Here is a 22,301-nt window from a genome sequence, read left to right on the forward strand (position 1 = left end):
GCGTCATGCCTCCTTGACGGCGGTGGAACGTGCCGTGCCACCCACAGCAGCGAAATCGTATGCCGATTCAGCGTGCTCCGACTCGTCCAAGCCCACAAACTCGGCTTCTTCGTCGACGCGCAGGCCGATGGTGAACTTGATGGCGTACGCGAGAATCAGCGAGACGATGAAGGAGAAGGCCAGCACCGAGAAGGCGCCGATGGCCTGCTTGCCGAGCTGATCGAAACCGCCACCGTAGAAGATGCCCTTGGCGCCGCCCAGGCCCTGCGAGGCACCGGACTCGGGAGCCAGGAAGAAACCGATCATCAGGGTGCCGATGACACCACCGACGAGGTGAACACCGACAACGTCGAGCGAATCGTCGAAGCCGAGCTTGAACTTCAGGCCGACGGCCAGGGCGCAGGCGATACCGGCCACGGCGCCGACAGCCAGCGCGCCGAGCACGTTGACCGAGGAGCAGGACGGGGTGATGGCGACCAGACCGGCCACGATGCCCGAAGCGGCACCGAGGGTGGTGGGCTTGCCGTCGCGGATCTTCTCGACGAGCAGCCAGGCGAGCATGGCGGCGCAGGTGGCGATGCTGGTGGTCATGAAGGTCGAACCGGCGAGACCGTTCGAGCTGACAGCCGAACCGGCGTTGAAGCCGTACCAGCCGAACCACAGCAGACCGGCGCCGAGCATGACCATGGTCAGGTTGTGCGGGCGCATCGGGGTGGTGGGCCAGCCCTTGCGCTTACCGAGCACGATGCAGAGCGCGAGGCCCGCCGCACCGGCGTTGATGTGGACCGCGGTACCACCGGCGAAGTCGATGGCCTGAATCTTGTTGATCAGCCAGCCACCGTGGTGGATCACATTGCCCGCGGCGTCCTTCACGTCCGCGTCGAAGACCCAGTGCGCGACCGGGAAGTACACGACCGTTGCCCAGACGCCGGCGAACAGCAGCCAGGCGCCGAACTTCAGGCGGTCGGCGACGGCGCCCGAAATCAGGGCGACGGTGATGATCGCGAACATCAGCTGGAAAGCGACGAACACGGTCATCGGGATAGTGCCGGCGAGTGGGATCTTGACCGCATCGGCGGCCGTCACCCCGTTCGCCGCGTCGGCTGCGACTGCCGCCGCGCCATTGCTGCCGATCAGGCCCTTCAGACCGAAGAACTGGCCGGGGTCACCGATCAGACCGCCGAACTTGTCGTTGGCGAAGCCGACCGAGAATCCGTAGATCACCCAGAGCACGCCGATGAGACCCATCGCGCTGATACTCATCATGATCATGTTCAGGACGTTCTTGCCACGGACCATGCCGCCGTAGAAGAACGCCAGTCCAGGCGTCATCAACAGCACTAGCGCGGAGCTAGCCAACATCCATGCGGTGTCGCCGGTGTCCGGCACACCGAGCAAGGGATAAGCCACCTTCGTTCCTCCTCATCTCGGGCTCTGCCGCAACCGGCGAACGAGCCTGACATGAAGGTTGCGCAAGTGGTGTTTCCGACGTGATCCTGCGGCGTTTCGCGTAGGTGAACGGATGAGATTGCACTGTTTCGGTCAGGTTTCCGAAATCGCACCGCTGTTACGCGTGGGACGTGAGGCTTGTGGTGATTCGCGTGGTTCGCCCAGTTCGGTGCTGCTCAGCCGAGCAGAGCGTCCACGAAAGCGCCCGGTTCGAAGGGTGCGAGGTCGTCCGCGCCTTCGCCCAAACCGACCAGTTTCACCGGTACGCCGAGCTCGTGCTGCACCTGGAAAACGATGCCGCCCTTGGCCGTACCGTCCAGCTTCGTCAGCGCGACGCCGGTGATATCGACGACCTCGGCGAAAACCCGGGCCTGCGTGAGCCCGTTCTGACCCACCGTGGCATCGAGCACCAGCAGCACCTCGTCGACCTTGGCCCGCTTCTCCACGACCCGCTTGACCTTGTCCAATTCGTCCATCAGGCCGGTTTTGGTGTGCAGGCGGCCGGCGGTATCGATGAGCACCACATCCACGCCACGCTCGATGCCGACGCTGACGGCGTCGAAGGCGACCGAGGCCGGATCCGCGGCCTCCTTGCCGCGCACGGTATCCGCGCCGACCCGTTCGCCCCAGGTTTGCAGCTGATCGGCGGCGGCGGCCCGGAAGGTGTCCGCGGCGCCGAGCAGGACGCGGCGGCCGTCGGCCACCAGGACGCGCGCGAGTTTGCCTGTGGTGGTGGTCTTTCCGGTGCCGTTCACACCCACGACCAGCAGCACGGCCGGATGATCGGCATGCGGGAGGGCGCGAATCGAGCGGTCGAGTTCGGGGCGCAGGGCCTCGATCAGCACCTCGCGGAGCACGGCGCGCGCCTCGTCGGCGGTGCGGACGGTCCGCGCCGCCATTTCCTCGCGTAGCCGCGCGACGATGGTGGCGGTGACCGCGGTGCCCAGATCGGCCATGACCAGGGTGTCCTCGATCTCCTCCCAGGAGTCCTCATCGAGGTCGCCGCCGCCGAGCAGGCCGAGCAGGGACTTGCCGACGGCGTTCTGGGAGCGGGCGAGACGGCCGCGCAGGCGGGTCAGGCGGCCCGCGGTGGGGTCGATCTCGGGGATGAAGTCGATGTCGAGTTCGGGCGCGGCGGGGGTGACGGTGTCGTCTGCGACAACGGCAGTGTCGACAGCGGTCTCGTCGGGCGCGGTCGGCGCGATGACCTCGGGCGCTGCGGCTTCCACCGGCGCGACGGGCTCGGCTTCGGCGGGCGCCTCGGTCGGCTCGACCGTCTCGGCAGGTGCTATCGCCTCGGTGGTCTGCTCCTCGGCCGGAGCGACAGCCTCAGGCGCGAGCTCGGGTCCCTGGACCGGAGCAGGTAGCGGAATGTCCTGGATGGTGCGCTTGCCCGAATCACGTGGGACTGCCGCATCGTCGCCGATCTGCGGCTGCCCATCGGTATCGGTGCGTTCGATGCGCACGGGCTCGGGCTCGGGCGCCGGCTTGGGCAGCGTGGCCGCCCCGCCGCCTTGACTGAAGTTGAATCCCCCCGATGCCGCATACCCTCCCGACCGGTCGGTGAGCTCCGCCTGCGTCTCTTCGGCGGCCGGGGTCAGGGAGATGCGGCGGCGCTTGTACAGGACGAATCCGGAAACGAACGCCACCAGCAGGACCGCGGCGATAGCGGCAATGAGGATCCAAGCTTGTGCAGTCACACCCCCATCCTTTCAGAGGCCCGACTATTGCCGGTTTCACACACCTACCCACGAGTTCCGGAGCCGTGTTGCCTAGCACACGTCAATGCATCGCGGCTATGAATGCGCCGAATTGGCTGGCTTCAGGCCCAATTGCGACCGACCGGTCTGTTCATCAACGCACCACACTGCGGAAGGAGCGGCGAATGCGACACCGAGACAATAGGATCGGCGGCGTGACCGATCGAAATGTGCTTGGGGGATCGCTGGAGGAGTGTGGCACCGATCCTCTCACCGGCTTCTACCGGGACGGCTGCTGCAGCACCGGTCCCGAAGACCTTGGTAGCCACACCGTGTGCACCGTGGTGACCGCAGAATTCCTGGAGCACCAGAAGTCGATCGGCAACGACCTTCTCACTCCGCGACCGGAGAACAACTTCCCCGGCCTGCAACCCGGTGACCGCTGGTGCGTGGTGGCGGTGCGCTGGCTGCACGCCCACGAGGACGGGGTGGCGGCGCCGGTGGTGCTGGCCGCCACCCATGAGAACGCGCTCGAGGTGGTTCCCATGGAAACTCTCCGCAAATACGCCGTAGACGTTCCGGACGATGTCAGCGATCTGCTCTGATCCGGGCCGCGCTCAGCGCACGAAGCGGACAGCGGTGTCGCGCAGCAGGATTGCCAGCCGGCTGCCGGGCACGATGAAAGCCCCGGCCGCGCGGGCGCCACGCTGCTTGGGGCCCGCCACCCGGCGATGCCGCTGTTCGTAGCGGCGCAGCGCGGTGTCCGGTTCGCCGGGAGTGCGGCCCAGTTCCTCGGCCAGGGTATGCGCGGCCGCGATGGCGAGGCTGGAGCCGTCGCCGAAAAGTGAGACGCTGGAGGCGGAATCGCCGAGCAGCGTGATGCGGCCTTTCGACCAGTGCGGCAGGTCGACTCGGCTGACGGCATCGAAGTAGAGATCACCGGCCGCGCGCACCTGGTCGAAGAGGTCACCGAAGATTCCGGCCGGTCCGTCGAATGCCTCCAGCAGTAATCGCCGGTGCTGCTCGATATCGCGGTAGTCGAAGCCGGGCCGGACAGGACTGCGGAACATGAAGGCCGCGAGCGGCTTTCCACCCGCCGGATGCACGGAGATCGACCGCCCGGGCGTGTTGTACATGACAACCTCATCCGCATCGCCGTACGCCCGGTCCACCGGCAGCGTGGCGACATAGATGCCCATATGCCGCACGAACTGCGATTCCGGGCCGAAGGCGAGCTTGCGCACATTCGAGTGCAGCCCGTCCGCGCCGACCACATAGTCGAAGGTCTGCGGCGCGCTGTTCTCGAAGGTCACCGCGACACCGGAATCCTGCGGCGTGAGTCCGGTAATGGTGTCGCCCCAGCGCATTTCGGCCTGATCACGGGCCGCGTCGAGGAGGATGCGGGCGAGGTCGGCGCGGGCCAGCTCGATATCGCGGTCGGCGGAGACGCCGGAGTTCTTGGTGGACATCGAGACCCGGCGGCGGCCGTTCGCGTCGACAAAACTGATGCGCGCGACACTGGTTGCCGCCTTGCGCAATTCGGGCAGCACGCCCATCTCGGCGACCACATCCGCCGCCGCACCGCGCACATCGACCGGGTTGCCGCTGGACCGCTGTCCCGCGGCGCGCTCGACCACCGTCACCTCGAACCCGCTGCGGCCGAGCCAGTGGGCCAGGGTCGAGCCGCCGACACCGGCTCCGGAAATCAGGACTTTTGCGCTCATGACCATCACCTCTGATTTCTAACTGGACGAATTTCGTCCGCTTAACCTCATGTTAGGCTAACCGGAAGCATTTCGTCCACTTATCGGAGGTGAGTATCACGGCCGAGCAGTTGCGGGCCGATGCGCGCAGCAATCGTGACCAGATCCTGAATGCCGCCCTCGACGTCTTCCGCGAACGCGGTACCGAGGTCCCGATGAAGGACATCGCCGACCACGCCGGCGTCGGCGTCGGCACCCTCTACCGGCGCTTCCCCGATCGGGACGCCCTGCTGATCGCGACCGCGCGCGCCCATCTGGAGCGACTGGCGGAGCTGGCCACCGCCGCCTGGCGCGAGGAGCGCACCGCCTGGCTCGGCATGTGCCGTTTCCTGCGCGAATGCGCCGAAATGCAGCTCGGCGCACAGGCCGCCGCGGTCGGCCCCGCCACCCACCAGGCCATGCACGTGGACCCGCGACTGACCGGAGTCCGCGCCGCCGCGGTCGATCTGGTCACCCGGATGACGGCCCAAGCCCAGGCCGACGGCGACCTCCGCACCGATATCGGCCCCGAGGAAATCGCCCTGCTGATGACCGTGCAGGTCTACACCCGCGGCGACGAGTCCTACACCGACGCGGTCGACCGAGTCATGAAGATCATGATCGACGGCCTACGGCCACAACAGCATTCATAACGGGAGTGAACAGCCGCCGGTGGTCAGGAATCGGTCAGCGCCGCCGGCTGCGAATCCGGATGATCACGAAGACGATTGCGCCTATGACGCCGACGACGAGGAGCAGGACCACCACCGCGATGGCTCCGCCCACACCGGAGTGGGAATTCGACGAACCGAAGAAGTGGTGGTGCGTATGCCCGTGACTGCGGCGGGCGGGCGCGGGCATGTTCGGCCCGGGCGCTGACGCCGACTGGATCCGCGATGCGATCGACGGGACGCCGCCTGTCGCGGCGCCGGACGGACCCGCTGCTGCCGACAGGGCACCGAGCGCCACGATGGTCGAGATCAGCAGTGCCAGAGTCCATCTGCTGATGGTGCGAAGCGTATGTTGCCTGGTTCCGAGCATGGCGCAAGATCTCCCATTCGACCGGAATTCAAGTCGAGCCGAGCGCCTGACCTCGGACGTTAACGGAACCCGGTGGGGCAGAAGGTTACACCGTCCCGAGGTGTTCGCGCAGTGGATGCGCCCGATGCGGAGCTCTCCGCGGACGCCGGCCGATCGATCAGGTCGACTCTCGCTCGATGAGCCGCAGTGCGGATCCACTTGGCTCGGTGGGAGATTCGGGCATTCCAGCGGCGGCGACAATGTGACCCGCGAGCGCGGTGGCCAGGACGAGTGGATCGATCGCCACCGTCGACAGCTGCGGGGAGACCAGCGCGGCAATGGGCAGGTTGTCCACGCCGACGACCGCCAGATCTTCGGGCACCCCGAGTCCGGCATCGCGCGCACCGGCCAACAGGGTCAACCCAACCAGGTCGTTGAAGGCGGCGACGGCGGTGACCTGGTGATCGGCCCAGTGCCGCGCGGCAGCGAGACCGCTCACTCGCGTGTATTCGACCGGAAACACGACCGGCGGGAGCAGTCCGAGGCTGCCGCATGCCTGCTGCGCACCATGCAGGCGCGGTGCGCAGAAGGCGGCTTCGCGGGGATCGCCGACCGTGCCGAACCCGATGCGGGTGTGCCCGCGCGCCGCGAGGTGCCGCACCTGCAGCTCGCCGATCTGCGTCTGGTCCAGGCCGGTCAGGGCCTTTCCGGAGGTGCCGAGCAGATCATCGATGAGGGCGACGCCGGTCCGGCGAATGTGCTCGGCGTCGGTCCGGCCGAGAGCGCCGAAGGACAGCACCACAACCGGGTCGACATGCGACCACAGTCCGGTGAGTTGCGTGCCGTCCTCGGTGTGCAGGAATACGCACGTCAATCCGGACGCCTCGAGCACGCGGCTCAGTCCGCGGCGGAAAACCTCCATGACCTCCGTGACCGGAATGTCAGGAATCACGCACAGCACGACATTGCTGCGCCCCCGGCGCAGGTTCCGTGCCGCACCGGAGGGAACGTAGTCGAGTCTGCGGGCCGCATCGAGGACCGCCAGCCGGGTGCTCTCCGAGATGGTCTGGTCCGCACGATCATTGAGCACGAAGCTCACCGTCGTCTGCGAAACGCCCGCCGCCTGCGCGACGTCCCGCGCTGTCACCCGCGCCACGCTGCACCTCACTCCTCGTCACCTGCCCGCAGTCTATTGCGTTCTGTGGCCGCCCTCACGATCGTCGGATAACTAATACGAATTAGCGTATACGAACAGCACGGAGACGCCATGATCGGCGAGGAAGTCGGCACCGAGGCCGCCACAACCGCCAGCATCGGCCCCCGCCGTAGCGAGTCCGGGCGGACCCGATGAGACGCCGCTGGACCGCGATCATCGCCCCGGTGCTGCTGTCCGGACTGCTCAGTGCGGGGCCCGCGACCGCACAGGACGCACCCCGGCCCCGACGACCTCAACCGCTTCTACGATTTCGACGCACTGCGCGCTTTCCTCCCCCAGGCGATGGCGGCAAGGGACACGACCCCATAACCGCGAACAGGCATGCGACTGCACGAAATAAACTGGACCCGTTGCTCTTTCGGACAGGCGCACGACGGTTCGGCTGTCAAGACATGGGACCCGGCACGGCAGGACGCCTGCTGCATGGTTCACAGATCTGATTGAAAGCTGCACCGGCGCGTGCGCTTCCACCTCAGCGAGCCGTGGGGCGGCAGGCCGCTGCGACAGTGGAATTCAGTCGCCGGTGTGACAAGCCCTCGGCCGGGCATTCGACAACAGCGGCGTGGCGACGAATCCGGCCTGCTACTCCGGGAATTCGAGTTCGGGCTGCTGGTCGGCGGTCAGCAGGAAGTAGCCGAGGAATTCGACGTCGGTGTCGCCTGCGTCGAACCGGGCGATGCGGGCAGCCTCGGGTTCGTAGAAGACGTCGCCGGGGCCGAGCACGATTTCGGGCTCACCGTCCAGTTGGAAGATGACGGTTCCGGTGACAATGCTGCCGAATACCGGGCCGTTGTGGACGTGTAGTCCCGCGAGGGTGCCCGCGGCCATGCGAATGCGGCGGACCTCGACTCGCGCGGTGAGTTTCGGCTGGGGTAGCCGCACGTCCAGCTCGATCGTGCGCGTCACCGTCGCCGGTAGGGTGCGGCCATCGCTCTGTTCTGCCATGTCCGCCAGCCTAATTGGCCGTGTGGCGCCCGGGGTCGGCGGTCGCTCCGACAGCACTTGCGGTAGCGCCCGCAGCGGCGATGGCCGTCGTGCCGCCGGTATCGGCGATGGCGGCAGTGGCGGCAGTGCCGATGGCGGCAACGGCGACCGCATCTGCCGCTGTTCCGGCGGCGGCTACGGAATGGCGGCGGCGGTGGGCCTTCTGGCGGCAGGCGGGTGAGCAGTAGCGGGCTGGGCGGCCGGTGCCGGTCGGGCGCAGCGGGGTGGCGCAGACCGGGCAGAGTGCCGTGACGTTATGCGGGGCGTTTTCGTCACGGGCAGCGGCGGGATTTCGGGGTTTCGTTACGCGCCGGTCGGGGGTGGTCGCGCGCATGGCCTCCAGGACGAGTGCCGCGGGCCGGGCGAGACCGGGCTGGGTCGTCGATATGCGCTGGATGGCAACATATCCGGTGAACAGGGCCAGCACATCGGGCACCGTGAGATCGGCGCGCACCGCGTGCTGCCGCTGTGCGGCGGCGAGCAATTGCCCCAGCGCCAGATGGAAGCGCTCCCCCGCCTCACGCAGGCCGTCGCGCGGCCAGCCGTCATTGTCGAAAAGCTCGCAGAGCGCACCGTTTCCGATGGTGGAGGTCACCACCTCGGCGCAGAAGGCGAAGTAGGCGGCGCCGGCGTCGGGTGCATCGCGATACCCCAGTGCGAGGGCGGTGAGGCGGTCGATGCGCAATTGCATCACCGCTTCCAGCAGATGGTTTTTGCTGGGGAAATGCCGGTGCACGGTGCCCGCACCGACCCCGGCGCGGCGCGCGATCTCGGCCAGCGACACCTCGGTGCCGTACTCGACGAAAGCCCGCTGCGCGGCGGCCAGTACGAGGGCGCGATTGCGGCGGGCGTCGGCGCGAGCATTGGGCCCGGAGCGGACCGGAGTTGCTGCGGTCATTTCGTTACGGCGTTCCTTTCCGGTGCTGGCCAACCGGATACGCCCGCTCGTAGCGTCGGTATTCGGGTCGCCCGACCCGAATACTACCGAAACGACAAGGGTGACAATGTCTGTTCACAATGCGGGGCCGGTGCACAATGCGGGGCCGGTGCACAATGACCTGGTTCTGGTCACCGGCGCGACCGGGCAGCAGGGCGGCGCGACCGCGCGCCGCCTCCTGGCCGCGGGCCGTGCGGTACGCGCACTGGTGCGGGACCCGGAATCGACTGCGGCACAGGAGCTTGCGGCCGCCGGCGCCGAACTGGCACCCGGCGACTTCGACGATCCGCAATCCCTCGCGACCGCAATGTCCGGCGCGCGTGCGGCTTTCCTGGTGCCGCCCGCGGTTTTCGGGCCCGGCGGCTGGAATATCGAACTGGAGGCGCGGCGCGGCCTGGATCTGGTCGCGGCCGCCCGCTCCTCCGGCGTCGAGCACCTCGTCTTCACGGGTATCGCCTCGTTCGATCAGGAGGATTCGTGGGGCGCCAACGGCAAACGGCGCATCGAGAAGGCCGTACAGTCCAGCGGTCTGCACTGGACCATCCTGCGCCCGGTCCGGTTCATGGAGAACTATCTGGCACGCGGCCTGGTGGTGGACGGTATCCACAATGGTGTGCACCGGCACCTGTTCCCCGCCGACCGCCCGATCCAGATGGTCGCGCTGGACGATATCGCGGACTTCGCGGTGCTGGCCTTCACCGATCCGGAACGCTTCCACGGACATGTGATCGAACTGGCCGGTGACGCGCGCACCATGGTGGCCGCGGCCGCGACGATCAGCGAGGTCACCGGCCATCCGGTGCGCTACGAGGAAGTCCCGGAGGCCGAAGCGAGCACACTCGGCGACTCGATCATCAATGTCTGGCGAATGTCACGAGAGGGCAGGGGCTGGCATGCCGATATCCCCGCCCTTCGCGAAATCCATCCGGGTCTGCGCACTTTCGATACCTGGCTCGCCGAAACCGGTGCGGCCCAACTGAAGCCGCTACTGGCCGGTTGAATCAGGAGAGTGCGCCGTTGTAGTCGGGCAGTTTGAAGGTCTGCTGGGCGTGCCCGCCCGACAGATCGGAGGCGCTGTTGCCGATATTCGCGACGATGGTGTACCCCTGCTGCTCGATGGAGACGCGGGTCGCCGTCTTGTAGTCGGCGAGCGCACCCGCACCGCTGGAGCCGGTGGTGAGTCCGCCGCCGTACAGCCCGTCCACGGTGTATCCGACGGCGGACAGGTTGAGCTGGCTGTAGATGTTCAGCAGCGACGGCCGGCCGGTCACGAAAATGATTGCGGCGCCCTGCTGTTTCGCCCACTGCGTCAGGGCCAGCACGGGCGGGATGGCGGGCGTGATCAGACCCGGGCTGTACTGGGTCTCCAGGCTCGTATTGTCGATATCGAGGACGATGGCGGGCTTGGTCGCGCCGGGCAGCGCGGTGGTGAGGTAGGCCTGTGCGGAGTTGATGACCGTGGTGACATCGGAGATCCACTGGGATTCGCTGGGCAGGCTGCCGCCGCCACCGGAGCCGGAGCCGCCCCCGGACAGCGAGGAGGATCCGGTCCCTCCCGACAGTGACGAGGACCCGCTGTCCGCCAGCGCGGCGGGCAGCGGGACGGCGACAGTGACAGCAACACCGAGAGCAATACCTGCGATAGAACGTCTCATGAGCACGGGACGCTAGCGGCCGCAATGTGCGACGCGCAGGTGTTTCACACTGTCGCACAAAGGAATCCCGGTCACCGGGATCCGCCCGTCAGGCGTTGCGGACAGCGACGAAGATACGTCCGCGACCGGCCTGTTCGAGGCCCCCGGAGCCGAGTTGCCGCGAGATGACCGGACCGCCCGATTACGTGGTCGCGCCGACCAGATTCTCCCCGCGCAGCCGCTGCGAGATCACCTGGGTGATGCCGTCGCCGCGCATGCTGACGCCGTACAGCGCATCGGCGATCTCCATGGTCGGCTTCTGGTGGGTGATGACGATGAGCTGGCTCTTCTCCCGCAACTGCTCGAACAGCCCGATCAGGCGGCGCAGGTTGGTGTCGTCCAGGGCCGCCTCGACCTCGTCCATGACATAGAACGGGGAGGGGCGGGCCCGGAAGATGGCGACCAGCAAAGCCACCGCGGTCAGCGACTTCTCACCGCCGGAGAGCAGCGACAGCCGCTTGACCTTCTTGCCCGGCGGGCGCGCCTCGACTTCGACTCCGGTGGAGAGCATGTCGTTCGGGTCGGTGAGCAGCAGCCGGCCCTCGCCGCCCGGGAACAGCTTGCTGAAGACGCCGACGAATTCGCGCTCGACGTCCTCCCAGGCCTCGGTGAACACCTGCAGGATGCGGGCGTCCACCTCGGTGACCACGTCGAGCAGATCCTGTCGCGCCTTCTTGACATCCTCGAGCTGGGTGGCCAGGAAATTGTAGCGTTCCTCGAGCGCCGCGAACTCTTCCAGCGCAAGGGGATTCACCTTGCCGAGGGTGGTGAGATCCTTCTCGGCCCGCTTGGCCCGGCGCTCCTGGGTGGCACGGTCGTACGGCATGGGCTGCGGTTCGCTGACCTGTTCGCCGCGCTCCTTGGCCTGCTCGTACTCCATCAGTTCCAGCGCGGTCGGCGGCATGAGGGTGTCCGGACCGTACTCGTTGATCAGATCCTCGAGCGCGAGCCCGAACTGTTCGGAGATGTTGGTTTCGAGCTGTTCGATGCGCAGCGCGGCCTGCGCCCGGGCGACCTCGTCGCGGTGCACGGCATCGGTGAGCTGGGCCAGCGCCGTATTGAGCGCGCGGGCGCGCTCCTTGGTCTGATCCACCTGCGCGGCGAATTCGGTACGGCGGCGCACCAATTCGTCGCGGCGGACCGCGGCCTGCGCGACCACCTTCTCCAGTTCGGCGGCGACCTTCTCGGCGGATTCGGCGACCACGGCGGCAACCGCGGAGGCCTGCCGCCGGGCGGCGTGCTGGCGTTCGGCGCGGGCCCGGTTCTCGCGTTCGGCGCGGGCGGTGCGGCGCAGACCGTCGGCCTTACCGCGCACCGATTCCGCGCGTTCCTCGGCGGTGCGCACGGTGAGCCGCGCCTCCACCTCCATGGAGCGGGATTCGGCGAGTGCCGCGGCGGCTTGTTCGCGGGCGTATCCGGCGGTCTCGGTGCTCTCGGATTCGGAGCCGATGCCGGACTGTTCGTCCTCGACGTGCCGGAGCCGGTTCTCCAGTTCGGCGAGCTTGGTGAGGGTCTCCTCGCGCCCGGTCTCGGTCTCGACGCGCTGTGCCAGCAGACGTTCGCACTCGCGCTGGGCATTGCGGGCGGTCTGCCCGAGCCGTCCGAGCCGGTCGTAGATGGCGACCAGCGACTGGTCGGATTCGTGCAGGGCCAGCAGCGCGTGATCCACGGCTTCGCGGCGGTCGGTCTGTTCGGCGAGCGCGCCCGCGAGCGCGGCCTCGAGCGTTTCGGCCTGCCGCTGCCAGTCGGCGAGTTCGATTCCGGCGGAGTCGATCTCGGCCTGCACCTCGAGCTGGCTCGGCGCGCGATCGGAGCCGCCGAGCACCCAGCCGGCGCCGGTGAGATCACCCTCGCGGGTGACCACGCGCAATTCCGGGCGAGCCGCGATGACCTGCGCGGCGGCATCGAGACTGTCGGCGACGGCAATGCCGGTGGTGAGCGCGGTGATCGCGCCGCGCAGATGATCGGGGCAGTCGACGACCTCGGCGAGCCAGCGCGCCGCACCCGGTAGCTCGCCCCCGGCGCGCGTATTCGACTGCGCGGCACCGGCATACACCAGTGCGACCCGCCCGCCGTCGGCCTCCTTGAGCGCACGCACGGCGGCGTGCGCGGACGGCCCGGTATCGGCGGTCACCGCATCGGCGAGCGGCCCGAGGGCGGCGGCCACCGCGGCCTCGAACCCGCCGTGCACCCGAATGAGCCCGGACAGCGGGCCCAGCAGCCCGTCAGTGCGATGTTCGAGCAGCCAGGCCGCGCCGTCGCGCCGCGCCAGGCCCATGGTGAGCGCCTCGATGCGCGCGCCCAGCGAGGCGACGCGCTTACCGGCTTCGCGATCCTTCTCGCGCAGTTCGGTGACGCGCTCATCGGCGCTGTGCAGTGCCTCGGCGGCATGCTCGTACTGGGCGTCGAGGCCCGCCTCGCCCGCGTCGAGCTCGTTCAATTCCTCCTGTACCGCTTCGAATTCGGTATCGGCGGTCGCACCGCGCTGCCGCGCTTCGGCGATGGAGGCCGAGATGCGGGTGATCTCCCCATCCACCGACTGCGCCCGCGAGCGCAGCGTGTCTACCTGGCCCGACAGCCTGGCGAGACCCTCGCGGCGGTCGGCGATGGCACGTACCGCGGCCAGGTGTGCCTGTTCAGCGGCCTTGGCAGCTTGTTCGCGGTCGTAGAGCTGATCGCGGGCGGCTTCCAGAGTGGCCGTGGCCATTTCGACCGCTTCGAGAAGTTCGGCCTCTTCGGCTTCGACGCGCTCGGCTTCGCGCTCGAGTTGCTCCGGGTCGCGACCGGCGCCGGTGGGCTGTTCGATGGTCAGATTGCGCGCCCGATCGCGGGCGATCCGGATAGTGGCGTTGACACGTTCGGTCAGCGCCGAGAGCTGGAACCAGGTCTGCGCCGCGGCCTCCGCACTCGGGGTGAGCCGGGACAGCTCGAATTCCTGCTGTGCCAGCGCGGCATTGGCGGCATCCAGCTCGGCATGCACATTGACCTGCTGCTCGCGCGCGTACGACTCCTTACTCTGCTGACTCTCCAGCTCGCCGCGGCGGCTCACCAGATCGTCGGCAGCCAGTCGCAGCCGGGAATCACGCAGTTCGGACTGCACGGTCGCGGCCCGGCGGGCCACCTCGGCCTGCCGCCCGAGCGGCTTGAGCTGGCGGCGCAGTTCGGTGGTGAGGTCATTGAGCCGCGCCAGATTCGACTGCATTGCGTCGAGCTTGCGGACCGCCTTCTCCTTGCGCCGGCGGTGCTTGAGCACGCCCGCCGCCTCCTCGATGAAGGCCCGCCGGTCCTCCGGCCGCGACTCGAGGATGGCCGAGAGCCGGCCCTGACCCACGATCACGTGCATTTCTCTGCCGATACCGGAGTCGCTGAGCAGTTCCTGCACATCCATCAGGCGGCAGGAGCTGCCATTGATCTCGTACTCACCGGCCCCGTCCCGGAACATGCGCCGGGTAATGGAGACCTCGGAGTACTCGATCGGCAGGACGCCGTCGGAATTGTCGATGGTGAGGGTGACCTCGGCGCGGCCGAGCGCGGCGCGGCCGGAGGTGCCGGCGAAGATGACGTCCTCCATCTTCCCGCCACGCAGCGCTTTCGCGCCCTGTTCCCCCATTACCCAGGTGAGCGCGTCGACGACGTTCGACTTGCCGGAACCGTTCGGGCCCACCACACAGGTGATGCCGGGCTCGAACCGCAGCGTCGTCGCGGACGCGAAGGACTTGAATCCCTTCAGCGTCAGACTCTTCAGATGCACAGCCGCTCAGGTTACCCGCTCTGCCCCGATTGCCCCGGGTATGCCGGGAACGCGTCCGGTTCCCCGAGCGGCCGGGGCGTAGGGTCCAGGGAGTGGGCTGCGTCGCGATCCTGTGGCGCAGAGACTTGCGACACGTCCCCGAGGTGGGAATTCGTCGGATGTCCCGAAGATCAGGTACTCTCTGGGTGTTGCAACTTTTGGTTCTCACAGACTTCAGTACGCGCCTGCTGACCATCACGCAGGCGCGCATTTGTGTTTCCAGTGATTCCTGACGGGGTCATTACAGCGACATCAGATCCGTAAAGTGCGGGTCGCACCAAAACAAAGAGGAGAGTCAATCGTGGCTACCGGTACCGTGAAGTGGTTCAACACCGAAAAGGGCTTCGGCTTCATCGAGCAGGACGGTGGCGGCCCTGACGTGTTCGCTCACTACTCGAACATTGCCGCACAGGGCTTCCGCGAGCTCCAGGAAGGCCAGAAGGTCTCCTTCGACATCGCGCAGGGCCAGAAGGGCCCCCAGGCCGAGAACATCACCCCTGCCTAAGTTTTAGCAGGTGATCGAACGGTGGCCCGGCGTATCTGATACGCCGGGCCGCCGTTCGTTGTGGGCCCGGTAGGACGGTAGCGGTCGACACCGCTCTCCCCCACCGGGCCTTTGTCATGCCTCGGAGGCGACCGTACTTTGCGGTTGTCTCAACGAAGACCTGTCGCTGCCGATGGGACTGGAAGTCGCTGCCGCCAGAGCTCGAGCAGCGGGGCGAGCAGGGCTGTCGGGGTGAGCCAGGCGATGAGTTCCGCGGGGCCGTAGAGCGGGCCGTGCAGGGCGAAGGCCACGACGGCCGTGGCGGTGAGCAGTGCGATGTAGGAGCCGCCGAGGCCGTGTACGTAGGCGTGTGTCCACCCGCCCGGGCGTCCGGTCGCGTGACGGCCGAGGGCGGCGAGTGCCACGGTCAGCGCCGAGACCGGGACCAGCCACCACAGATCTGTGCGTTTCCAGATCACCAGTGCTGTTGCCGTAATGGCGACGGCGACAACGATTCCCAGATACCAGCCGCCGAGGTCGCGGGACCCGCGCCGGCCGCGTGTGTCGGCCCAGGCGACCGTCGGGCCGAGCAGTAGACCCGCCGTTCCCGCAACGATATGAATGCCGAGCACCGCCGTGTATCCGGCCATGGCGATCTACCGGAGGTGGTGGCGATGATGATTCGAGGCGCCGGCTTCCCAGCCCGTGAGGACCCGGAAGACCAGGGCTGCGCCCCAGGGGCCGATAACCCACAGCGGCCAGGGATAGGTGAATTCGCCTGTGCCGAGGGAGATTGCGGCCCAGATGACGATGCAGAGCAGACTCACGCCGAGCCAGGCGCCGCCTTCGATGCGCTGCCAGATCGGGATGCGGGCAGTTCGAGGCGCGGCGGTCTCGGTCGTCAGCGGGGGTAGGTCGCTCAGCACCGGTCGCAGGTCTTCGATGGTGGCGGTGTCATAGACCCGGCTGAGGCGTTCGTTGTATTCGGTGACGTCGAGACGGCCCTCGGCCAGATGCCGGCCGAGGGCGTCGGCGACCTGTGCGCGCTCGGCGTCGGAGGCACGAGTACCGGCGGTGATATCCATGTCGAGCCTTTCGGAGATATTCCAAAGTGGAATGTATAGCCCAAGAATAAACCTCCATAGTGGAGTGTCAAGAGCTCCAAGTGAGGGCGGGTGCCAGCACATTTGCCAGCGGGGGTGAGGCAGTGAGATGGTTGGGGCCAGTTCTTCGCACAAGAGGAGTTTTTGTGGACCTCGACTGGTCGCCCGGTGATCTGGCGTTTCGCGATGAAGTGCGCCACTTCCTCGATGAGAATCTGACCCCGCGACTGCGGCGGGCCGGGCGGCTGGCCACCAGCGTCTACCCGGATCATGAAGCCAGCATGGAGTGGCAGCACATCCTGCACGCCCGAGGCTGGGCCGCGCCCGCGTGGCCGGTGAAATACGGCGGCTGCGACTGGAGCCTCACCCAGCACTACATCTTCGGCCGCGAATGCACCCTCGCCGGCGCACCGAACCTGTCCCCCATGGGTATTCGCATGGTCTCGCACGCCATCATGGCGTTCGGCACCGCGGAGCAGAAGGACTTCTTCCTGCCGCGCATCCTCACCGGCGAAGTCTTCTTCTGCCAAGGCTATTCGGAGCCCGAGGCCGGTTCGGACCTCGCCTCGCTGTCCATGGCCGCGGTCGAGGACGGCGAGGACCTGGTGATCACCGGCTCCAAGATCTGGACCACCCATGCCACCGAGGCCAATTGGATCTTCGCCCTGGTGCGCACCTCCCGGCAGGCCAAGAAGCAGCAGGGCATCACGTTCCTGCTGATACCGATGGACGCGCCCGGCATCACGGTCCGGCCGCTGGTCATGACCTCCGGTGAGCAGGTGCAGAACCAGGTCTTCTTCGATCAGGTGCGGGCGCCGAAGGCGAATGTGCTGGGCCGCATCGACGATGGCTGGACCGTCGCCAAATTCCTGCTCAATTTCGAACGCGGCGGCGGCGCGGCCGCACCGGCGCTGCAGGTGATGGCCGAGGAGCTGGCCCAGGCCGCGCAGACCCAGCCGGGGCCGAACGGCGGTGCGCTGCTCGATGATCCGGCCTTCGCGGCGCAGCTCGCCGATGCGCGGATCCGCGCGGACGTGCTGGAGATTCTCGAATACCGCACGCTGGCACTGGTTTCCAGCGGCAAGGATCCGGGCCCGGCCGCCTCCACCATCAAGATCCTGGGCACCGAATTGAGCCAGGTCCTCACCGAGCTGGCCCTGGAGGCCGCAGGCCCGCGCGGTCGCGCGTATCAGCCGCACGCCACCATGCCGGGCGGCCCGATCGCCGACTTCACCCCGCCCGCAGACGGTTTCGTCAGCGGCGAGGAGTGGCAGGCGGTCGCACCCCTGCGGTACTTCAACGACCGCGCCGGTTCGATCTATGCCGGCAGCAATGAGATTCAGCGCAATATCATCGCCAAAGCGACCCTGGGACTGTAGCCATGGACTTCTCCTTCACCGCTGAACAAGAACTGCTCCGCGACACCGTCACGGAGTTCCTCGCGGCCCGCTACGACCTCGAAAACAGCCGCGCCGCAGCCCGAATCGGGGCGGGCTGGCAGCCGCAGGTCTGGCGCGGACTGGCGCAGGAGGTCGGCATCCTGGGCGCGGCGCTGCCCGAATCGGTCGGCGGCATCGGCGGCGGACCCGTCGAGACGATGATCATCGCCGAGGCGCTGGGCGGCGCGCTCGTGGTCGAGCCGTATATCGACACCGTGGTGGTGGGCGGCGGCCTGCTGCGGCGCGCCACCGGTAAGCGGGCCGAGGATCTGCTCGCCGGTATCACCGAGGGGGCGGTCATCACCGGATTCGCCGCTCTGGAAGCGCAATCGGGCTACGACTACACCAATGTCGCCACCATCGCCCGCCGCGACGGCGACGATTGGCTGCTCACCGGCAGCAAGTGCGTGGTCACCTCGGCGCCGCTGGCCACCCACCTGCTGGTGACCGCCGTGGCGGACGGTGAAATCGCGCTCTTCGTCGTCGATGTCGACCCCGCCGCCCCACCCGCCGGTCTCACCGTCGAGCCGTTCCGCACCATCGACGAGCGCCCCGCCGCCGACCTCACCTTCGAAAACCTGCGCCTCCCAGCGGATTCCCTGCTGCTGGCGCAGGCGGGCGAGGCCGTGGCCGCCACCCTCGACGAGGCCATTGCCGCCGTCGCCGCCGAGGCGGTGGGCATCATGCGCAAGGTGGTCGGCGATACCGTCGAATACGCCAAGCAGCGCCACCAGTTCGGCGTCCCGATCGCCAGTTTCCAGGCCCTGCAGCACCGCATGGTGAATATGCATCTGGAGCTCGAACAGGCGGTAGCCGCAACATATCTGGTGACGTTGAAACTGACCGCCGACCCCGTCGAACGGGCCAAGGCGGCCGCGGCCGCCAAGGTGACCATCGGCCGCGCTGCCCGCCTCATCGGCCAGGAGTCGGTCCAGCTGCACGGCGCCATGGGCATGACCGAGGAATTGCCCATCGGTCACTTCTTCAAGCGCCTCACCGCAATCCAGTACGAATACGGCACCACCGCCCACCACACCGCCCGCTATGCGGCGCTGACCCGGCCGTAATCGTATCGATATCGCCGCTCGACGAAAGAAAGAAGTATCGAGGCCGAAGGAATATGCCGGGAAATTAATAGTCGAGAATATGACTGAACCCCTGTTCAGGGCTCATATTAATTTTCCAGAGTGAGTTACTAACTGCAGATAAATACATACCGGGCAGAACGTCCGGTATGTATCATCGATGCCAAACCGTTATTTTCAATTCCGCCCGCGGCCAGATGAGAACAGGTTACATTTCAAATCTCTTACGGTTACGGCCCACCACCCCTCGGGTCGTGCCATTGCTTCACATTTTGGAGATTATTATGAGATCGACCGCATCTGTGCTGCTTCGTGCCGGTGTTGTTACGCCGGTGGCACTTGCCACTCTCTTCTGTTTGGCCGCACCCGCAAGCGCCACCCCTGTCAGCGTGAACTGGAGTTGTCAGGGCACCATTTTCGGCATCAGCCAAACCTCGAGCATGTCCACCTCGGTCACCGGCACCGCGCCGGGCTCGACGACATCGGGCTCCGCCGTGGCCATCACCCTCACCCCGGGTGCGTCCTCGGTTCCCAGTTCGGCCTCCGGCTTCACGGTGACGAACATCAGCAATTTGAAGATGACCTTCCCGACTCCGGCGAATTCGACGCTGGTCTCGGCCACCGCTTCCGGCGGTAGCGTGGCCGGCACCGTGTCCACCTCCGGCGGGAATGTCGTTCTCACCGTGCCGGGTCCGATCGCGGGCGGCACCAGCTTCACCCCGCCGGCGGTGACCATCAATGTCACGGCCGGCACCCCCGGAACGCCGATCACCAGCAAATACGCGGGGACCAGCTATTCCAACCCCGGGATGACCATGACGACCAAGGTGGCCATCGTCGGCAATGTCGCGACCGCGTGCTACCCGAGCCCGTCCCCCACGCTCACCACAACAACCGTCAGCTGATCCGCAGGGCAGCAGGATCAGCATGACCGCCGGCATACCCGCCGGCGCCATGTGGTGAAGGCCTGGACCGGGCTGCCCGCAGCGGCCCGGTCCAGGTTCCACGAGTTGTATCAGGTAATTACCGTGCCCCGCTTCGGTTTTCATGCGCGAAAACCGATCTGGCCCGGGTGTGTAATGCGGACTATAGCAACGCCACTGTGTCGTACAGTGCATGTCCGGCCCAGACGTGGACGGTGACTCCTGTTGAGAGGTTTCATGTTTCAACTGTTCGAGGGTGGGAGCCTGTGCGTCCGATATCAACCGAACCGGCCCCGATCGCGGTAGAGCTCAGAAAAGCCCTGGAGTTCTATCACGGAACGCTCGAAGATCTTGCCCGCGAACTGATCCGGCTGCTGGGCGTCAACGAGACCGATCGGCGCGCGCTGGAAATCGTCCTGCTCGGAGACGCGAAATCCACCACCCCCGGAATGCTGGCCGAACGGCTGGGCCTCACCGCCGCGGGCGCCACGATCATGCTCAACCGGCTGGAGAAGCAGGGCTATATCGCCCGCTCGCTGCACCCCACCGATCGCCGCCGCGTGATCGTGGTGGCCACCGAACTCGCCGCCCGCCGCGTCCAGGACCTCATCTCATCACTGGTCGACGAGGGCTACAAGATGATGCTGAGCTGGTACGCCCCCGCCGAACTCGAAATGATCGCGGGCTTTCTCACCCGGGTGAGCGAGCTGCAGGAAATACACCGGCAACGCCTCTGCACCATGGACCCCTACCCGCGGCCCTGAAGGGGCAGTCCATTCGCCGATGCCGAACATGTGGCCCGCCGGACGTATTCTTTAACGGAATTCTGTCTTGCGGTGTGCCGGGAAGCCTGGTCGGCGTGCGGCCCGAAGCCTCGGGTCGTGCGCCTCGACGTGGGAGCTTCGGTGCGGCGACTGTATTCGATCTTGACGTATTCTCTTCGCGTGATACCCCGGCGCAGCGTCGTATCCTGCAGTTATGCATGCCGCTCAGATGGCCGAGGAATACCCGATGATCGACCTGGACTCGGACGCGATGGACGCGGCGCGACTACTGGCCGAACATCGACTACCGGGCATCCTGGTGACCGACGCCCAGGGCGCGCCGCATTCGGTGCTGCCGGCCTCGCAGGTGGTGCTGTTCATCGTGCCGAAGTATGTGCAGGACGATCCGTCACTGGCCGGGGTGCTCAACGAGAGCATGTGCAATCAGGTGGCGAATCGGCTGCGCGGCAAGAAGGTTCGCGATGTGATTCCGGAGCGGCTCACCAAGATTCCGGCGGCGCAGGCCGACGACAATACCGTCGAGGTGGCGGCGCTCATGGCGCGGTACAAGACGCCGCTCATCGCGGTGCTGGACGGCAAGAAGCTGCTCGGCGTGATCACCGCGTCGCGGCTGCTCGAAGTGGCCCTGACGCACTGACCCCGGCGCGGTCCACGTGACCGCGGTGGCCGTGGCGGTCTTCACGATCGCCTACATCCTGATCGCGACCGAACGCGTCCACAAAACCATTGCGGCGCTGACGGGTGCGGGTGTGGTGATCGCGCTCGGGGTCATGGACTCCGACGATGCCTTCTACTCCCACGAGACCGGCATCGACTGGAATGTCATCTTCCTGCTGCTCGGCATGATGATCATCGTCGGCGTGCTGCGGCAGACCGGCGTCTTCGAATGGGCCGCCATCTGGGCGGCCAAGCGAGCCAAGGGTTCCGCGCTGCGGGTGATGATCCTGCTGACCCTCATCACCGCCACGGCCTCGGGCTTCCTCGACAATGTCACCACGATCCTGCTCATCGCCCCGGTGACCATGCTGGTGTGCGAGCGCCTGGATATCCCGCCCGCGCCGTTCCTCATCGCCGAGGTGCTGGCCTCCAATATCGGCGGCGCGGGCACCCTGATCGGCGATCCGCCCAATATCATCATCGGCAGCCGGGCGGGCCTGTCGTTCAACGACTTCGTGGTGAATATGACCCCGATCGTGCTGATCGAACTGGCGGTGTTCACCCTGCTGCTGCCGCGCCTGTTCCGCGGTTCGTTCTCCGTCGATCCCGAACGCGTGGCCGACATCATGGCACTGAACGAGCGTGAGGCCATTCGCGATCCGAAACTGCTGATCAAGAGCGCGGTCGTCCTGGCCGCGGTATTCGCGGGCTTCTTCGGGCAGCCGCTTTTCCACCTCGAACCGTCACTCGTCGCATTGCTCGGCGCGGGCGCGCTGGTGCTGATTTCGGGTTTGCCGCAGCGGGATTACCTGGCCGCGGTGGAATGGGAGACGCTGCTGTTCTTCGCGGGTCTGTTCGTCATGATCGGCGCACTGGTGAAAACCGGTGTGATCGGGCGACTCGCGAAATACGCCACCGAGCTCACCGGCGGCAATGCCCTGGTGGCCACCATGCTCATCCTGGTCGTCTCGGCGGTCCTGTCGGGTGTCATCGACAATATTCCGTACGTGGCCACCATGAGTCCGCTGGTAGCACAGCTGGCGGCGACCGTCGGCAATGAAAGTCAGGCGCATGCGCTGTGGTGGGCGCTGGCATTGGGCGCGGATTTCGGTGGCAATCTGACCGCCGTGGGCGCGAGCGCGAATGTGGTGATGCTCGGAATCGCGCGGCGTTCGGACCATCCCATCTCGTTCTGGGAATTCACCCGCAAGGGCATAGTAGTGACGGTGGTCACCATCGCGGTAGCTGCGCCGTATCTGTGGCTGCGGTATTTCGCCTTCGCCTGAGAACCCC

21 protein-coding genes are annotated in these 22,301 nt (G+C 66.9%); 10 read left to right on the forward strand and 11 right to left on the reverse strand.

Annotated features, from left to right (window positions below; genetic code table 11):
- Positions 1 to 3: 3 nt before the first annotated feature.
- Complete coding sequence (locus tag ABZX86_RS35205) at positions 4 to 1,362, reverse strand: ammonium transporter (protein ID WP_355130031.1); 1,359 nt, start codon at positions 1,360 to 1,362, stop codon at positions 4 to 6.
- Between the two features lie 263 nt (positions 1,363 to 1,625).
- Positions 1,626 to 3,149, reverse strand: a complete 1,524-nt coding sequence (ftsY, locus tag ABZX86_RS35210; protein ID WP_355129948.1) for a signal recognition particle-docking protein FtsY — start codon at positions 3,147 to 3,149, stop codon at positions 1,626 to 1,628.
- Between the two features lie 215 nt (positions 3,150 to 3,364).
- Between ftsY and ABZX86_RS35215 the strand changes: the two genes are divergently transcribed.
- The gene (locus tag ABZX86_RS35215; protein ID WP_327144786.1) at positions 3,365 to 3,754 is read left to right on the forward strand and encodes a DUF2237 domain-containing protein; all 390 of its coding nucleotides are present in this window, start codon (positions 3,365 to 3,367) and stop codon (positions 3,752 to 3,754) included.
- A gap of 12 nt (positions 3,755 to 3,766) precedes the next feature.
- Here the strand turns inward: ABZX86_RS35215 and ABZX86_RS35220 are convergent, their stop codons facing one another.
- Entirely contained in the window at positions 3,767 to 4,873 is a 1,107-nt protein-coding gene (locus ABZX86_RS35220; protein WP_355129950.1) for an FAD-dependent monooxygenase, read from the reverse strand.
- A gap of 89 nt (positions 4,874 to 4,962) precedes the next feature.
- Between ABZX86_RS35220 and ABZX86_RS35225 the strand changes: the two genes are divergently transcribed.
- Positions 4,963 to 5,544 (forward strand): helix-turn-helix domain-containing protein, encoded by a 582-nt coding sequence (locus ABZX86_RS35225; RefSeq protein ID WP_355129952.1) that lies wholly within the window; start codon positions 4,963 to 4,965, stop codon positions 5,542 to 5,544.
- Positions 5,545 to 5,578: 34 nt separating this feature from the next.
- Here the strand turns inward: ABZX86_RS35225 and ABZX86_RS35230 are convergent, their stop codons facing one another.
- The 4 genes from ABZX86_RS35230 to ABZX86_RS35245 all read right to left on the reverse strand — a co-directional run bounded on the left by ABZX86_RS35230 (position 5,579) and on the right by ABZX86_RS35245 (position 9,009).
- Positions 5,579 to 5,932, reverse strand: a complete 354-nt coding sequence (locus tag ABZX86_RS35230; RefSeq protein ID WP_355129954.1) for a hypothetical protein — start codon at positions 5,930 to 5,932, stop codon at positions 5,579 to 5,581.
- A gap of 157 nt (positions 5,933 to 6,089) precedes the next feature.
- The gene (locus tag ABZX86_RS35235) at positions 6,090 to 7,067 is read right to left on the reverse strand and encodes a LacI family DNA-binding transcriptional regulator (protein WP_355129956.1); all 978 of its coding nucleotides are present in this window, start codon (positions 7,065 to 7,067) and stop codon (positions 6,090 to 6,092) included.
- A 642-nt stretch (positions 7,068 to 7,709) separates the two neighbouring features.
- A complete protein-coding gene (locus ABZX86_RS35240; protein ID WP_355129958.1) occupies positions 7,710 to 8,072 on the reverse strand; it encodes a cupin domain-containing protein in 363 nt (120 codons plus the stop codon).
- Positions 8,073 to 8,082: 10 nt separating this feature from the next.
- Positions 8,083 to 9,009 (reverse strand): helix-turn-helix domain-containing protein, encoded by a 927-nt coding sequence (locus ABZX86_RS35245; RefSeq protein WP_355129960.1) that lies wholly within the window; start codon positions 9,007 to 9,009, stop codon positions 8,083 to 8,085.
- 106 nt (positions 9,010 to 9,115) lie between these two features.
- On the opposite strand from ABZX86_RS35245, the gene ABZX86_RS35250 reads away from it, so the two are divergent.
- Entirely contained in the window at positions 9,116 to 10,048 is a 933-nt protein-coding gene (locus ABZX86_RS35250) for an NmrA/HSCARG family protein (protein WP_355129962.1), read from the forward strand.
- Position 10,049: 1 nt separating this feature from the next.
- Here ABZX86_RS35250 and ABZX86_RS35255 read toward each other — a convergent pair whose 3' ends face one another.
- Positions 10,050 to 10,703 (reverse strand): HAD family acid phosphatase, encoded by a 654-nt coding sequence (locus ABZX86_RS35255; protein ID WP_355129964.1) that lies wholly within the window; start codon positions 10,701 to 10,703, stop codon positions 10,050 to 10,052.
- A 181-nt stretch (positions 10,704 to 10,884) separates the two neighbouring features.
- Positions 10,885 to 14,493, reverse strand: coding sequence for a chromosome segregation protein SMC (gene smc / locus ABZX86_RS35260; protein WP_355129966.1), 3,609 nt, complete (start codon positions 14,491 to 14,493; stop codon positions 10,885 to 10,887).
- 340 nt (positions 14,494 to 14,833) lie between these two features.
- Here smc and ABZX86_RS35265 point away from each other — a divergent pair, with 340 nt between their 5' ends.
- A complete protein-coding gene (locus ABZX86_RS35265) occupies positions 14,834 to 15,037 on the forward strand; it encodes a cold-shock protein (RefSeq protein ID WP_297628059.1) in 204 nt (67 codons plus the stop codon).
- A gap of 149 nt (positions 15,038 to 15,186) precedes the next feature.
- Here ABZX86_RS35265 and ABZX86_RS35270 read toward each other — a convergent pair whose 3' ends face one another.
- Both ABZX86_RS35270 and ABZX86_RS35275 read right to left on the reverse strand, forming a co-directional pair.
- Positions 15,187 to 15,666, reverse strand: a complete 480-nt coding sequence (locus ABZX86_RS35270) for a hypothetical protein (protein WP_355129969.1) — start codon at positions 15,664 to 15,666, stop codon at positions 15,187 to 15,189.
- Between the two features lie 6 nt (positions 15,667 to 15,672).
- Positions 15,673 to 16,101, reverse strand: coding sequence for a DUF1707 domain-containing protein (locus tag ABZX86_RS35275; protein WP_355129971.1), 429 nt, complete (start codon positions 16,099 to 16,101; stop codon positions 15,673 to 15,675).
- A 164-nt stretch (positions 16,102 to 16,265) separates the two neighbouring features.
- Here ABZX86_RS35275 and ABZX86_RS35280 point away from each other — a divergent pair, with 164 nt between their 5' ends.
- From ABZX86_RS35280 to ABZX86_RS35305, 6 genes are all read left to right on the forward strand, one after another.
- Complete coding sequence (locus ABZX86_RS35280; protein ID WP_355129973.1) at positions 16,266 to 17,498, forward strand: acyl-CoA dehydrogenase family protein; 1,233 nt, start codon at positions 16,266 to 16,268, stop codon at positions 17,496 to 17,498.
- Between the two features lie 2 nt (positions 17,499 to 17,500).
- Complete coding sequence (locus tag ABZX86_RS35285; RefSeq protein WP_355129975.1) at positions 17,501 to 18,625, forward strand: acyl-CoA dehydrogenase family protein; 1,125 nt, start codon at positions 17,501 to 17,503, stop codon at positions 18,623 to 18,625.
- Positions 18,626 to 18,999: 374 nt separating this feature from the next.
- Entirely contained in the window at positions 19,000 to 19,548 is a 549-nt protein-coding gene (locus ABZX86_RS35290; protein WP_355129977.1) for a hypothetical protein, read from the forward strand.
- Between the two features lie 284 nt (positions 19,549 to 19,832).
- On the forward strand, positions 19,833 to 20,330 hold the full coding sequence (locus ABZX86_RS35295) for a MarR family transcriptional regulator (protein WP_355129979.1): 498 nt from the start codon (positions 19,833 to 19,835) through the stop codon (positions 20,328 to 20,330).
- A 214-nt stretch (positions 20,331 to 20,544) separates the two neighbouring features.
- Positions 20,545 to 20,988, forward strand: a complete 444-nt coding sequence (locus tag ABZX86_RS35300) for a CBS domain-containing protein (protein WP_355129981.1) — start codon at positions 20,545 to 20,547, stop codon at positions 20,986 to 20,988.
- Between the two features lie 16 nt (positions 20,989 to 21,004).
- A complete protein-coding gene (locus ABZX86_RS35305) occupies positions 21,005 to 22,294 on the forward strand; it encodes an ArsB/NhaD family transporter (protein ID WP_355129983.1) in 1,290 nt (429 codons plus the stop codon).
- Positions 22,295 to 22,301: the final 7 nt, after the last annotated feature.

This window comes from Nocardia sp. NPDC006630, assembly GCF_040611495.1.
Taxonomy (GTDB): domain Bacteria; phylum Actinomycetota; class Actinomycetes; order Mycobacteriales; family Mycobacteriaceae; genus Nocardia.